Below are 15,418 nucleotides of genomic sequence, written 5' to 3'. Positions count from 1 at the left end.
AAGGGGAGGGCGATCATGATCGTCCGTTTGAAAGGCAAGGCGGCGCGCGACAGCGCCCGCCAGGATTTGATGCGTGCCGTGCGCGTGCGCCATCGCGCGCCCGGCCATGTCCGTTTCGACCTGCCGTCCGAATTGTGCGCCCCGGCCGCCGCCGGAATGGTGGAGCATGCCTTGCGTCAGGTGGATGGCGTCTACCGCGTCGTCGTCTTTGTCGGGGCCGGCAAGCTGTCGATCCGCTGGGCCGAAGAGGTCTGTAGCCTGGCCGAGGTGGTGCGGACGCTGTCGTCCGTGGTGGCGGCAATCGCCGACGGCGCGGTGCCTCCGGCTTCAGTTGCCGTTCCGGCCAAGATGCCGGCCGGGACGAGGGTGGCTGGGACGGGGCTGGCCGCGCGCGTCCGCAACTGGGCGCCGGTGGCGCGGCTCAGGGCGCGCTACGACGATCTCAAGGCCAAGGCCCAGGTGTTGAACCAGATCATGGCGATCAAGACCGGCGGCAAGGTGAACCTGCCGTTCGACGCCAAGGATTGGGCGATCCATTTCGCCAACGATCTGGTGGTCTATTACCTGATCCGGGTGCATTGGGACCGCATCATGCGGCAATGGCTGCCCAGCCCATGGACCTATCGCTACCAATGGGCCACGGTGGTCTATCTGGTGTTTTTGCTGGTGCGTTTCCGCAAGGCCAAGAAATGACCGAAATCCAGCTTGTCCACCAATTGTCCCGCCGGGTACGAATCGTCGCGCCGGTACTGAAACGTGACCCGGAAAAGGCGTTGCTGGTGGAAATCCTGCTGCGCAAGCACGACGCCGTGCGCAAGGTCCGGGTGGTGGCCGAACTGGGATCGGTGGCGGTGCATTTCGATCCGCGCCGCATGCCGGCGCAAAACCTGTTGCGATTGCTGGAAACGGTGATCGGCAATATCGGCCGGGCCCCACGCCGGAAGGTCGCCGCGCTTCAGGAGTGCGGCGCGGTGACCGAGGTCAACGTTGCCGTCGAGGGCATGACCTGCGCCTCCTGCGCCGCCTTGATCCAACTGGCCCTGGGGCGCGATTCCCGTGTCCGGTCGGCGTCGGTCAACTTCGCCTCGGAAACCGCGAACATCGTCGGCGCCCTGGATCGCGCCGAGGTCGAGCGCCTGGTGGAGAGCCTGGGGTATGTGGCACGTCCCATGGACACCCTGGCCCAGCGCCGCCAGGTGATCGAGCGCGAGCATGTGCGTCTGGCCGAAGCGCGACGCCGCGCCTTGTGGGCCGGCGCGTTGTTCCTGCCGGTGATGGCCATCGGCATGGCCATGCCTCGGTCGTGGTCGTGGAAACTGGCCGAACTGGCGCTCACCACCCCCATCGTGCTGGGGGCGGGGCGGGGATTTTTTGACCGTGCGCTGAAGCTGGCGCGGCGGCGCACCGCCAACATGGACACGCTGATCGCCCTGGGGGCCGGCGCCGCCTATGGCCACAGCGTGGTGTCGCTGGTGGCGCGCCGCCATCATCTGTATTTCGAGGCCGCCGCCGGTATCGTCGCCTTCGTGCTGTTGGGCCGCTGGCTCGAGGAACGGGCCAAGGGCAAGGCCGGCGACGCCATCCGCAAGCTGATCGACCTGCAACCGCCCACCGCCACCCTTTTGCGCGACGGCGTCGAAACGGTGGTGCCGGTGGACGAGGTGGTGGTCGGCGACACCGTGATCGTGCGGCCGGGGGAACGGATTCCGGTGGACGGGGTGGTGTCCGGCGGGTTGTCCACCGTCGACGAATCTCTGGTGACCGGCGAAAGCATGCCGGTGGTCAAGGATGTGGGCGCGCGGCTGGTGGGGGGCTGCATCAACGGCACCGGCCTGTTGCGGGTGGAAGTGACGGCGGTCGGCGCCGACACCGTGCTGGCCGGCATCGTACGCATGGTCGACCATGCCCAGGCCGCCAAATTGCCGGTGCAGCGCATGGCCGACCGGGTGTCGGCGGTGTTCGTGCCGGGTGTGGTGGCGGTGGCCGGGGCGACCTTCGTGTCCTGGCTGTTGGGCGGGCGCGGATTGGGCGCGGCGCTGGACAGCGCCGTATCGGTGCTGTTGATCGCCTGTCCGTGCGCCCTGGGGCTGGCGACGCCCACGGCCATCATGGCCGCGACCGGTCAGGCGGCGCGGCGTGGTCTGTATATTCGTGACGGCGCCGCCCTGGAAAGTGCCGCGCGCCTGTCGGTGCTGATTTTCGACAAGACCGGCACCATCACCGAGGGGCGGCCGACGGTGACCCGGTTCGAGCTCTCGCCCGGCTGGGCGGCCGACGAGGTCCTGGCGCTGGTGGCGGCGGCCGAGGCCGGGTCGGAACATCATCTCGGCCGGGCTTTGGCCGATTACGTCCGCAGCCGCAATCTGCTTCCGCTCAAGGCCGATTCCTTTCAGGCGGTGCCGGGGCAGGGGGTGCGCGCCACGATCGGCGGCCGCGACGTGGTGGTGGGCAACGCCCGGCTGCTGGGCGCTTGTGGTGTCGAGACGGCGGCGGTCGAGACGGCCATGGAACAGATGGCCGCCGAGGGTGCGACCCCGGTGGCGGTGGCGGTGGACGGCCGCATGGCTGCTTTGTTCGCGGTGGCCGACCGGCCGCGCGAGGGGGCGGCGGCGGCGATCCGCGCCCTGCATGATCTGGGCGTCAAGACCATGATGGTGACCGGCGACGTCGAGGCGGCGGCCCGCCATGTCGCCGCCCTGGTGGGGATCGAATCGGTGGTGGCCGGCGCCTCGCCGGCCCGCAAGCTGGAGATCGTCGAGGAATTGCGCGCCTTGGGCGAACGGGTGGGGATGATCGGCGACGGCATCAACGACGCACCGGCACTGGCCGCCGCCGAGGTCGGTTTCGCGGTGGGCAGCGGCACCGACATCGCCATGGATTCGGCCCAGGTGACCGTGGTCGGCGGCGACATCGCCAAGGTGGCCGAGATGGTGGGGCTGTCGCGCCGCACCATGCGAATCATCGGCCAGAATCTGGTGTGGGCCTTGGGCTACAACACCTTCGCCATTCCCGGCGCGGCCCTGGGACGGCTCAATCCCATGGTGGCCTCCACCGCCATGGCGTTGTCGTCGGTGTCTGTGGTGGCCAATTCGCTGCGCCTGCAAAAGGGAGGCTGACCGGGTGGACAGCACCATCGATTACGGCCTTGCCTTCACCGCAGGTCTGTTGGGCAGCGGCCATTGCGTCGGCATGTGCGGTTCCCTGGTCTCGGCGTTTTTCGTCCGCATGGGGGACGCCGGCAAGGGCGTCGTTCCCGTCGTCAGCTATCACGGCAGCCGCATCGGCATGTACACCCTGGTTGGCGTGCTGGCGGCGGCGGTCGGACTGGCCCTGGTGTCCACCGGCATCATCGGCAAGGCCCAGGCGATCTTGCAGATCCTGGCCGGGTTGGTGGTCATCGTGCTGGGCCTCGACATCCTGGGGTTGCTGCCGGTGCGGGTGCCGGCCCTGGGGCTGCCGGCCAGCGCCGCGCGCCACATCTTCGCCAGTGCCGGCCGGCGCGGGCCGGTGTGGGGGGCGGCTGTCGGTGGGGTGATGAACGGATTGATGCCGTGTGCGCTGACATTGGCCATGGCGGTCAAGGCGACCTCGGCCGCCAATCCGCTTGAGGGTGGGTTGCTGATGGCGTCTTTCGGCGCCGGAACCTTGCCGTCCATGGTGTTCGTGTCGTTGGTGTTCGGCCGCCTGGGGGCGCGGGTTCGCGGTTTGCTGCTCAAGGGGGCGGCGCTGGTGGTGATCGTGCTTGGCGTTGCTACCTTGATGCAGGGCGTGCGCTTCTTCGACGTCATGCGTCATCTGCCCAATTGGTAAGGAAAGGGAGGTTGTCCATGCTTGCTCGGCTGTTGGTGGTCGTGACCTTGTTGTTCGCCGTTCCGTCGCTGGCGCGGGCGGGCGAGCTGGTGGTGCCGCCGCCCAAGGCGGATTCGGTGTGTCCGGTCTGCGGCATGTTCGTGGCGAAATACCCGGAATGGATCGGCTACGTGGTCTACAAGGACGGCCATGCCCATTATTTCGACGGCGCCAAGGACCTGTTCAAGTTCATCCACTCGCCGAAAAGCTATGACAAGGGCCATCGGCCCGAGGACGTGGCGACGGTGGCGGTCACCGATTATTACGCGGTCGAGCCCATTCCGGCCGATGGGGCGTGGTACGTGATCGGATCGGACGTCCTGGGTCCCATGGGGCACGAATTGGTGCCGCTGTCCACCGAGGCCGAGGCCAAGGAATTCCTGCGTGACCACCAGGGCAAGAAGATCCTGCGCTTCGACGAGGTCACCTCGGAAATCCTGTCCAACCTCGACAAAGGCAAAGTGAAGTGACCATCGCCGTGCCATCCGGCACGACGCCGTGCTTTGGCGCGGCGCGGCTTGACCATGACCGGTTGTGGCACGGCCTGGAACAGGCCATGGGTGACGAGATGGCTTTCGCCGCCCTGACCGACGGGCGCATGGGGCTGGTGTCCGATCTGGTGGTGGATGTTCCGGCGCGGGTGGCCGACAGCGTGGTGGCGGCGGTGGCGCTCTTGGACCGTACCATTCGCCGCGACGGGGTGCGGCGGTCGGCGTTGTTGCTGGCCGGCCATCCTGAATTGCTGTCCCGCTCGCCGCTGTCGGGGCCGCTGTGCTTTGATTTCCATCTGACCGCCCACGGGCCGCGTCTGATCGAAATCAACACCAATCCCGGCGGCATGTTGATCGCCGCCGCCGTGGCGCGGGCGGCGGGGGTGGGGGGTGACGTTGGCGACGCCGCCTTGGCGTTTGCCGGCGGCGAGCGTGTCGCCATCATCGACACCTCGCCATCCCGGCAATTCCTGTGGCCGGAATTCCTGTTGTATCGCCGTCTGTTCCGGGAAAACGGCAAGGTGGCGGAAATCATCGACGCCGCGCACATGCGGTTTGACGACGATGCGTTCGACGCGATCTACAACCGGTTGACCGATTTCCATTTCACCATGCCCGAACATGCCGCCCTGGCCCGGGCCTGGCACACGGACATGGTGCGTTTTACCCCCGATCCCGCGGCTCACGCCGCTTTTTCCGACAAGCGCCTGCTGGTGCTGCTGTCCCGTGCCGACGCCTTGGCCCGTTGCGGCGTGCCGCCGGCCGAGGCCGAGGCGGTGGCGGCGCTGGTGCCGCCGACGACCATCGTCGAGGACGGCTTGGCCGAGATTTTGTGGGAACGGCGCCGCCATCTGTTCTTCAAACCCGCCACCGGCCATGCCGGCAAGGCGGCCTATCGCGGCGACAAGATCAGCCGCGCCACCTGGGAGGGCGTGCGCTGCCGCGATTACGTCGCCCAGGAAACGGTGGCACCGTCTTGCGTCGCCACCCCTGATGGTCAGATGTTCAAGGCCGATCTGCGGGCTTTTTCCCTGGATGGGCGGGTGGTTTTGATGACGGCGCGCCTGTATCGCGGACAAACCACCAATTTCCGTACCGAAGGTGGGGGATTCGCCGCAATCCGAGTTTAAGAAAAATCACGGTCCAAGACTGGAGTTTATAACTCTTCTTTAACGCACAGCACCGATGATCGAATAATTCTTTCCCAAGGGCAGCGTGGGAAAATCGTGAAAATTCGATCCTTGGCTGCGGTGCCGGTGCTCGTTCTCGGGCTTTCGGCATGCGCCCTCGAACCAGAACAGTTGGGGGGCATTCGGCAGGACCTGCAACGCCATGCCGAAGCCTTGCCACAGAATGTGCTGAGCCGTCCCTTGAATGTGGACGACGCCATTGCCTTGGCTGTCGCCCACAACCTGGATTCCCGCGTCAAGCTGTTGGAAGAGGTGCTGGCCCAGGGCAAGGCCGACCTGTCCATCTTCGCCCTGTTGCCGCAGATGGCGGCCAAGGGCGGCGTCGCCCATCGCGGCCCGGAAAAGGCCACACGCTCACGCGATCTCACCACCGGTTCGACCGGCAATTACTCCACCAGCGATTCCCAGACCACCCGCACCTACGACCTGACCGCCACCTGGAATCTGGTGGATTTCGGCATCGCCATGCTGCGTGCCGACCAGGAGGAGGACCGGGTCGCGTTGGCGGTGGAAAAACGCCGACGTGCCTTGCATCTTTTGGTTCAGGATGTTCAGGCCGCCTATTGGAAGGCGGTGGTGAACGAATACGCGGAAAAGAAATACAACGCGCTGGAACTCAAGTTGATGCGTTCCGTCGCCGACGCCGAGAACGCCGAACGCAGCAGGGTTGGCGACCCCATGCAGATGCTGGCCCATCAGCGGGCCATCGTCGACACCATGCGCCAGATCGCCGAGATGCAGCGCCAGACAGCTACCGCGCGGGCCGACCTTGCCGGTTTGATGGGGGTGGAATCGGTGGCGTCGTTCCAATTGGCGGAATTGGAGGACGGGGCCGAGTTGAAGGTTGACGCCGCGACCGACGACGTCGAGAGCCTGCAACAGGTGGCGCTCGATAACCGCCCCGAACTGCGGGGCGAGGAAGCCCAGTTCCGCATCGACGTTCAGGACATCTATACCGAGTTGCTGAAAACCTTGCCCGGTATCGGTCCATTCATCGGCCGGCACTATGATTCCAACGCCTATCTGAAAAACAACGCCTGGGCCGATGCCGGCGTCCAGGTGGCGTGGAATCTGGTGGACGTGCTGAGCGCGCCCAAGCGTATCGAACAGGCCAAGAATGTGGCCGAGATCACCCGTGCCCGCCGTCTTGCGCTGGGTATGGCGGTGGTTACCCAGGTCCGGGTGGCGGACATCCAGTATCATCAGGCGCTCAAGGAATACCGCCTGACCGAACAGATGGCGGCCATCGACCGCCGTATAACCTCTTTGGCGCAGAAATCCCGAAACGCCGGCAGCGGCAGCGCCATGGAAGAGATGAAGGCCGAGGCGTCGGCCATGCTGTCGACCTTGCGCCGTTTCATCCTGTATTCCGACGTCCAGGCCGCGCGGGCGCGCCTGAACGCCGCCATGGGCGTCGAACCCCACCGCCCCGCCGAAGTCGCGAACGATGTCGCCCAAGCCCCCCGTTGACCCGGTGCTGGAGGGGCAGGCGGGGGCGGTGTCGGCCTGTCTGCGGGCCTTGGCTCAGCCTGTCGCCGCCTCGGCCCTGGCCGACAGCTATCGCATGGCGCAAGCGGATGGCGCCGAACAGCCGTGGGAGGTTGCCCTGGCCCGCCATGGTTTCGCCGCCCATGTGGTGCGCGCGATCATGCCTTCGGCCCTGGCGCCGGATTTGTTTCCTTGTGTGCAATTAGGGCCGGGATCGGCCCGGCTGCTGACGTCCGGCGCCGGGCTGTCGGAAACCGCGGTGGTGTTGTTCGTGCGCCCCCGTCTGGATAAGGCGGCGTCGGCGACGCCGACGTCATGGACGGCGTTGCTGGCATCATGGAAGCCCATGCTGTGGCGGGCGGCCATGGCCGGCGGCCTGGCAAATTTGCTGGCCTTGGCCGCGCCGTTGTTCTCGGCCCAGGTCTATGACCGGGTGTTGCCGCACGGCCTGTTGGACGCTCTGGCGGTGATGGTGGCGCTGTTCCTGGGGGCCGCGCTGTTCGAACAGGTGTTCCGCCGGCTGCGGGCGCTGTTCGTCGAGGACGCGCTGCACGAAGGCAATGTCCGGCTGGCGCTCGACATGCACCGGCGTATTCTGGAAACCCGTTTCGACGGCGCGGCGGCGCCTTCGGGGCATCTGATGCGCATGCTTCAGGATTTCGACGCCATCCGCGACGGGTTCGGCGCGGCGGCGGTGTCGTTGTTGGCCGATCTGCCCTTCATGGCGTTGTTTCTGTTCGGCCTGTTCCTGTGCGATCCGCTGATTGCGCTGGCGGTTCTGGGGCTCAACATGGTGATGGCGCTTTCGACGCTTTTCGCCATTCACCGTCAGAAGCTTTTGCACCGCGAATTGTCGCGTGCCGCCAGCTTCCGCGCCCAGGCCGCCCAGGAAGCCTTTGTCGATCCCGAAGGTGCGCGCCGGGTCGGCGCGCAAACCTATCTTCAGGGCCGCTTTCGTCAGGGAACCGTGCTGTACGCCACGGCCGCGCGGGCGGTGCGGACGCTGTCGGCGGCGCGGGGCAACCTGTCCATGCTGGCGCAGAACCTGTCGTTGCTGGCGGCCATCGGTCTGGGGGGCTGGCGCGCGGTCGACGGACAGATGAGCGCGGGCGTCATCTTGGCCGCCACCATGCTGGCGACCCGTTTCACCGGCGCTTCCATGCAATTGCTGTCGGTGGTGCCGCAGGCCCTGGCCGCCCTGGCTTCGCTCGAGGCGTTGCGGACGGTGACCAATCGTGCCACCGAACGGCCGGCGGGCACCAGCCTGATCCACCGCCCGGTGGCGGCGGGCGAGATTCGGGTCGAAGGCGTGGTGGCGCGTTATCCCGGCGCCGCCCATCCGGTGCTGGACGGCATCGACCTTGTCATCGGGGCCGGACGCCGGCTGGCGGTGGTGGGGCCGTCTGGATCGGGCAAGACCACCTTGGAAAAGGTGCTGAGCGGGGTCATCCGTCCTGAAACCGGACGGGTGCTTCTGGACGGCGTGGACATCGCCGCCATCGATCCGGCCGACCTGCGCCGCCATATGGCGGTGTGCCCGCAAAACCCCATGCTCTATTCCGGGACCTTGCGTTCCAACCTGTCGCTTTTGGGCCTGGTGTCCGACGACGACATGCTGGGCATGTTGAACGGCCTGGGGGCGGCAGGCGTGATGCCCATGGGGATGGGCCTGGATTTCGAGGTGCTGGAAGGGGGGCGCAACCTGTCGGGGGGGCAGCGGCAATTGGTGGCCCTGGCCCGTACGTTGTTGCAATCGGCGCCGGTCACCATCCTGGACGAACCCACCTCGGGTCTTGACGAAGCCACCGAACGCCGGGCCATCGCCGGAATTCATCGCGCCATCGGCCACCGCACGCTGTTGGTGATCTCGCATCGTCCGGTGGTGGCGGCACTGGCGCCGACCACCGCGATCATGGAAAAGGGGCGGGTGGCGCGGTTGACCCAGCGCGAGACCGCCTCGCCGGCCAAGGGGGGCTGAACATGGCCGGCAAGCGCGTCCCCGACAGCATCGATGCTTTCCGCAGCCCCCTTCACGGGGTGGCGCCGCGTTTGACGCCGCCATCGGCCACATGGCTTTTGCTGTGGTGTGCGCTGGCCTTTGTGGTTCTGATCGGGGCGGCGGCGGTTCTGGAACTGGACGAGGTGGTTACCGCCCCGGCCCGGATCGAACCGTCCGGGCAGGTACGCCATGTCCAGCATTTCGAGGGTGGCACCATCCAGGAAGTGCTGGTGCGCGAAGGCAGCTTCGTCGCCGAGGGCGAGGTGCTGGTGCGTCTGGTCAATTCACAAGGAGCCCAGGACCTGGCCGACAAGCGGGCGCGTTGGGTGGCGTTCCAGGCCCGCACCGCCCGGCTGCGCGCCGACCTAGCCCTGGACAAGTCCATCGATTGGCCCGCCGACATTGAAATCGACGGGGAAACCAAGCGCCGGGAAAGCACCATCCACACCGAACGCCTGTCCTATCGCGCGCAACAGGCGACGGTCATCCAGCGCGAGATGGAGCGCCGCCGCCGCGAGGTCACCGAGACCGAGACCCGCTACGCCGGACTGAGCCGCGCCCAGGACAAGGGCGCCGAGGAATTGCGCATCAAGAAAAAGGCGTTCGACGCCGGTGTGGTCGGCAGTCAGGAAATCGTGCGCTTGGAGCGCGAGCAACTGATGCTCGACACCGACGTCTCAACCGCCCGTGACACCATTTCCCGCCTTCAGGCTCAGCTTCAGGAAGCCGAGGCGCGTCTGTCGGAATTCGAGAAGGGCTGGCGGACCGAGGTCCTCGAGGACATCAGTAAGGTCGAGGCCGAGATATCCTCGCTCAGGGCGACCATGGAGGTGGCCTCCGACCGCGAATCCCGCTCCGACGTGCGCTCGCCGGTGCGCGGCGTGGTCAAGATGTCGTCGATCACCAGCGTCGGCCAGGTGGCGCGGCCCGGCGACACGTTGATGGATATCGTGCCGCTGGACGACGCATTGGTGGTCGAGGCCCGCGTGCCGCCCCAGGACATCGCCCATCTGCGCCAGGGGTTGAAGGTTTCGGTACGGCTGTCGGCGTTCGACCCGTTCCGGTATGGCCAATTGCACGGCCGGGTGATGGCGGTCGGCGCCGACGCCATCGAGGACCAGAAGAACGGGAACGGGGCCGAAAGCACCTATTACAAGGTCGCCATCCAATGCGACCGGTCTGTCCTGACCGACCAGAAGGGCGTCGAGTATCCCGTGCGGTCCGGCATGGCCGGGACTGCCTCCATCGTCATCGGCAGCAAATCCGTGCTGCGGATGGTTCTTGATCCATTGTTGCGCAATGACGTGATTTTCACGCTCGATTCGATTAAACTGCTCTGACGCCATTCCCAGAAAGGTGAATGCGATGCCCGAGAACATCATGCCCGGAGTACAGCCGACCCCTGCGGCTCCTTCGGGGGGCAGTCAAAAGGGGGCGGTGGTGATCGGCAAGGTGGACGCCGTGCAAGGCGCTGCCTGGATCGTCCGTGACGGCGTCAAGGCCGAAGCGGTCAAGGATGCCCCGTTGCTTGAGGGCGATCAGGTCGAAACCGCCGACCAATCCCAGATTTCCATCGTCTTCGCCGACCGTTCGACCTTCGTCCTGAAGGATCGCGGCATGATCGCGCTGGACGATTTCGCTTTCGACGCCGATGCCAAGAGCGGGCATGAATCCATCCTGATCGCCAAGGGTGCTTTCGCTTTCGTCAGCGGCGACATCGCCAAGGCCCATCCCGAGGCGGCCCGCCTTGCCACCCCCGCCATGAGCATCGGCGTGCGCGGCACCACCGTCGCCGGCCAAGTGGGCGGCGACGGCGTCACCTCGGTCGCGTTGCAGGCCGATCCCGGTTCCAGCTTCGTCGGTGAACTGGTGCTGTCTCCTTTGGGCGGCGGCGAGGCGTTCGTGCTCAACACCGCCGGCAGCGGCATCCTGGGCGCCACGCTGGGTGGTTCCTGGACGGTCACCGGCTCCGCCGGCAGCATCGTCTCTTCCTTCGCACCTACGCCGACGACACCGCCAGCCACGGCGCCAAGCTTGCCTTCGGCTCCTTCGGGGAGCGGCGGAGACGGTGTCGGCGGCGGCGGCAGCACCGGCACCGGCACCGACGGCGGGACAGGCACCGGGAACGGCGGCTCGGGTGACGGCGGCACCGATGGCGGCACCGATGGCGGTGGTTCGGATATTGGTGGGGGAGATGTCGGTATTTCGGTGCCGCCCTTGCCGTCGCAACCGATCGTGTCCGCCGGCACGGGTACGGGAGAGACTGGGGGAACCGTTTCCGCTGGAAGTGGCTCGAGTGGCGGCACGGCAAGCGGCGGCACCGGCAGCAACGTCGAGACCGGCACGGGGGGCACCGACAACAATGGCGGGACGACCGTCACCTTGTCGGTGTCGGCGGTGGACTTGGGAAGCTCGGCCGAGGACAGTTCCTTCGTCGTTAACGGCGCAACCTTGCTGGCTGCCGCCAATAGCACCACCGGCGGCAGCCTGACCCTGGTTTCAGTCACCGTCGCCGACGCCACGGTGGTCGACAATCTGGACGGCACCTACACCGTCACCCCGAACGCCGATTACAACAGCGACCTTTACGGTCCGCTTCAGATCAGTTTCCAGGTGAGCGACGGCACGACCACCGTTACCGGCATCGCGTCCCTGGAGGTGACGGCCGTTCCCGACGCCCCGGTGGCCGGCACGGCGGCGTTGCCGGCGGCGACCGAAGACACCTCGGTCATCCTGACCCGCGAACAATTGCTGGGTGACGCCAGCGACCCGGACGGCGACAGCCTGTCGGTGGTCAACCTGTCGTTGGCCAATGTTCCAGACGGCACGTTGACCGACAATATGGACGGCACCTACACCTTCACTCCGGCCAGCAATCTCTCGGGGCCGGTGGTGTTGACCTATGACATCAGCGACGGCACCGGCAACATCGTTTCCACCTCGGCGACATTGACGGTGGCGGCGGTCAACGATGTGCCGGTTCTGTCCAATAGCGGCGGCAGCCTCAACTATACGGCGGGGAGCAGCGGGATCGCGGTGTTCTCGGCCCTGACAGCAATCGACGTGGACAACACCGACCTGACCGGAGCGGTGGTCACCATTTCCGGGGTGATGGATGGCGACAGCCTGAACTTCACCGATCAGGCGGGCATCACCGGCACGTACGACGCGGCGACCGGCACCTTGACGCTTTCTGGAACGGCCTCGGTCGCCGATTACCAGACGGCATTGCGTTCCATCACCTTCTCGACCGCCAATGGCCTGACGCCCCACGGTTCCCGGACTCTTTCCGTCACGGTCAGCGACGGTATCGACAGCGCCACCACGGTCACTCAAGTCGTGTCTATCGACAGCCTGACGTGGACCTTGACCACCGGGACCGATTCCCTGGACGGCGGTGCCGGCAGCAACAATTATCTGGTGAGCAGCGCCAATCTGGCGGCCGGCGACGTCATTGCCGACAGTGGCACCGGCGGTGGCGACGTGGACACGCTGATCCTGCAATCGACCGGCACCACCGATCTGTCGCAGATGTCGGTGTCGGGAATCGAGGTCTTGAGTTTCGCCGCCGGCGGCGGAACGGCGATCATCGGCGGGGGGACGGACCCGCAACAATTGGCCTCGATCGTCGGTGGCGTCGGCACCGATACCGTGCGGTTGGCTGACGCCGACAGCACGCTGGACCTGAGCGGCGTCGCCTTGAGCGGGGTGGAAAGCGTCTCCACCGGCGCCGGCAGCGACACCGTGATCTTCGACGAAACCGGCACGGCGGGGCTGTCCGCCGTTGTGGACGGCGACGCCAGCGGCAGCGACGCCGATGTGGCGCTGTTCCGCCAGACCGGGGCCGGCACGCTGGACATCAGCGGCAAAAGCTTTTCCGGGATCGAGACCATCCGCATGGAGGTCCAGGGCAGCGGTTTCAATGCCAACATGACCGGCCATGCCCAGGGGACGACCTTTGTCGGTGGAACCGGCGACGACACCATGACCGGCGGGGCGGGGGCCGACGTGGCGGTGTTCTCGGGAGCGGCCGAGAATTACAGCATTTCCTCGACCGGAGCCTATCTTGCCGTAGCGGACGGGGTGGGCACCGACGGTATCGACGCCCTGAAGGGGATCGACACCCTGCATTTCGCCGACCGAGACCTGACGGTCAGCCGGGGGGCCGTTTCGACCGAGACCTTGGTCAACGTCACCATCGCCAACGACCAGACCTATTGCCAGACCATCACCCTGGCCGATGGCGGCTATGTGGTGGCGTGGCAGTCCAACCTTCAGGACGGCGGTTCCTGGGGGATTTATGCCCAGGTCTATAATGCCGACGGCAGCGTGCGCACGTCCGAGTTCCTGGTCAACATCCATACCGCGAACGAAGAGACCGATGTCTCACTGGCGGCGCTGCCCGATGGCGGCTTCGTCGCCACCTGGGCCGATTATGGCCTGGACGGCCAGTATTCTGGGGTGTTCGCCCGCCGCTTCTCGGCCGATGGCACCGGAACCACCGCGGAAATCCAGGTCAACACCACCACCGCCATGGATCAGAACGCCGCCAACGTCATCGCCCTGGCGGGGGGGGGCTATCTGGTGACCTTCAAGGTGGACGACGCCGATTATTCCGGCGTCTACGCCCAATTGTTCGACGCGGCCAACAACAAGGTCAGCCCCAACGAAATCCAGGTCAACCAGTACACCACCCAGCACCAGAATTTTTCCGACGCCGTCCAGTTGAGCGACGGCAACATCATCATCGTCTGGCAGTCGGACATGCAAGACAGCGGTGACACCAGCCGCGGCGTCTATGGACGGGTCATGACAACGTCGGGAACCTTTGTCGGCAACGAGTTCGCCCTGCACACCACCACGGCGGGTGTCCAGGATTCCGTGTCGGTGGCGGCGCTTGACGGCGGGTTCGTGGCGGTGTGGAGCTCCGAACAGGTGGATGGCAGCGGTACTGCCATCGTCGGCCGGCTGTTCGACAATTCCGGCACGGCGACCACCGCCCAGTTCTCCATCAACACCTTTACTTCCGGCGACCAGACCGTACCGCAGGTGACGACGTTGTTGAACGGTGGGTTCGTCGTCACCTGGCAATCGTCGGGCAATGACGGCGCCGGTACCGGCATCGCCGCCCGCGTCTACGATGCCGCCGGAAACCCGGTCACCGCCGAATTCGTGGTCAACACCACCGTTGCCGGCAACCAGGCCAACCCGACGGTTACCGCCTTGGGCGACGGCGGTTTCCTTGTCGCCTGGCAATCGCAGAACCAGGACGACGGGTCGAGCACGGGGATCTACAGCCAGCGCTTCGCCGCCGACGGGACCGCCTATTCGTCCCTGACCCTGACCGCCACCGCCGTCGCCGACAGCCTGTCCGTGGGATTGGGCGTCGACGTGGTGGACCTGGGGGCGGGCGACGACATCCTGAAGGCGACGGCCGCCGCCTTGGTCGGCAGCCTGTCCGTCATCGGCGGCACCGGCGACGACCGTCTGATCGTGACCGACCTCGCCAACCTGACCGGTTCGCATCTGTCTTCGGTCAGCGGGGTCGAGACCTTGACGTTGGGGACGACCACCGCCGCCGCGCAATCGGTGGATTTGGGAACCGACGCCCAGACCGGCGACATTACCGCCGTCGACGCCTCGGCCGCGACCGGAGCGGTGACGATCGACGCCACCGACCGTACGACCGGAGTGCTTGTCCTGACCGGGACGGCGAACGACAGCGTCTATGGCGGGGCCGGTGACGACGTGGTGGTCAGCAGTGCCGGCAACGACGTGTTCGACGGCGGTGCCGGCAACAACGTCCTGGATTACAGCGCCGACACGGCGGGGGTGACCGTCAACCTGGGCACCGGTACCGCCACCGACGGTTGGGGCGGCACCGACACGATCAGCAATTTCAACACCGTTCAGGGATCGGGTTTCGATGACAACCTGACCGGCGGAACCGGGGGCGACACGTTGGACGGCGGCGCGGGCAACGACAACCTGACCGGCGGTTCGGGGGCCGACACGTTCGTCGTGCACCTTGGCGGACAGGCGACCATCACCGATTTCGATGGCGCCATGGACAACATCGCCTTGTCGACGACGGAATTCGGTCTGACCGACGGCAACAGCGACGGTTTCCTGGACGCCAGCCAATATTGCGAAAGCGCGACGGCCATGCCGGGAACCGGCGGAACCGGCGTCGATTACGGTCTCTCGGGTACAGGCCTTATCGCCATCGATACCGGGAGCGGTGTACAATTGTGGAGCACAACCGCCATGGAATCGGCAACCGCCGACAATTCCACCTTGGTGGCGACATTGACCGGAGTGGACACCAGCTCGCTGGACAACACCAGCTTCCATCTCGCGGTGTAGCGCGGAAGCGCCGCCCCGTAGCGGGGCGGGCGGGT

General features: G+C 66.3%; 9 protein-coding genes. All 9 read left to right on the top strand.

Translation table 11 applies throughout. The features are described 5' to 3' along the window. The first annotated feature begins 15 nt into the window (after positions 1-15). Entirely contained in the window at positions 16-693 is a 678-nt protein-coding gene (locus G4223_RS04545) for a hypothetical protein (RefSeq protein WP_205762386.1), read from the top strand. Next, positions 690-3,116, top strand: a complete 2,427-nt coding sequence (locus tag G4223_RS04540; protein WP_163675644.1) for a heavy metal translocating P-type ATPase — start codon at positions 690-692, stop codon at positions 3,114-3,116. Before G4223_RS04545 ends, G4223_RS04540 begins: the two co-directional genes overlap by 4 nt. 4 nt (positions 3,117-3,120) lie before the next feature. Next, entirely contained in the window at positions 3,121-3,810 is a 690-nt protein-coding gene (locus G4223_RS04535; protein ID WP_163675642.1) for an urease accessory protein UreH domain-containing protein, read from the top strand. A gap of 17 nt (positions 3,811-3,827) precedes the next feature. Then, positions 3,828-4,319: a nitrous oxide reductase accessory protein NosL gene (locus G4223_RS04530; protein ID WP_163675640.1), complete on the top strand. Its 492-nt coding sequence runs from the start codon at positions 3,828-3,830 to the stop codon at positions 4,317-4,319. Next, positions 4,316-5,470: an ATP-grasp domain-containing protein gene (locus G4223_RS04525; RefSeq protein WP_163675638.1), complete on the top strand. Its 1,155-nt coding sequence runs from the start codon at positions 4,316-4,318 to the stop codon at positions 5,468-5,470. Before G4223_RS04530 ends, G4223_RS04525 begins: the two co-directional genes overlap by 4 nt. 96 nt (positions 5,471-5,566) lie before the next feature. After that, positions 5,567-7,000 (top strand): TolC family protein, encoded by a 1,434-nt coding sequence (locus G4223_RS04520; protein WP_338086813.1) that lies wholly within the window; start codon positions 5,567-5,569, stop codon positions 6,998-7,000. Beyond that, positions 6,978-8,996, top strand: a complete 2,019-nt coding sequence (locus G4223_RS04515) for a peptidase domain-containing ABC transporter (protein WP_163675636.1) — start codon at positions 6,978-6,980, stop codon at positions 8,994-8,996. The genes G4223_RS04520 and G4223_RS04515 overlap by 23 nt, the downstream gene beginning before the upstream one ends. A 2-nt stretch (positions 8,997-8,998) precedes the next feature. Beyond that, entirely contained in the window at positions 8,999-10,357 is a 1,359-nt protein-coding gene (locus G4223_RS04510) for an HlyD family type I secretion periplasmic adaptor subunit (RefSeq protein WP_163675633.1), read from the top strand. A 25-nt stretch (positions 10,358-10,382) separates the two neighbouring features. Beyond that, positions 10,383-15,383 (top strand): cadherin-like domain-containing protein, encoded by a 5,001-nt coding sequence (locus G4223_RS04505; protein WP_163675631.1) that lies wholly within the window; start codon positions 10,383-10,385, stop codon positions 15,381-15,383. Positions 15,384-15,418 lie beyond the last annotated feature (35 nt).

The organism is Magnetospirillum aberrantis SpK (assembly GCF_011022235.1).
Classification (GTDB): domain Bacteria; phylum Pseudomonadota; class Alphaproteobacteria; order Rhodospirillales; family Magnetospirillaceae; genus Magnetospirillum; species Magnetospirillum aberrantis.
Note: the sequence above shows the minus strand (reverse complement) of the source record. Positions and strands in the feature narration are given on the sequence as shown.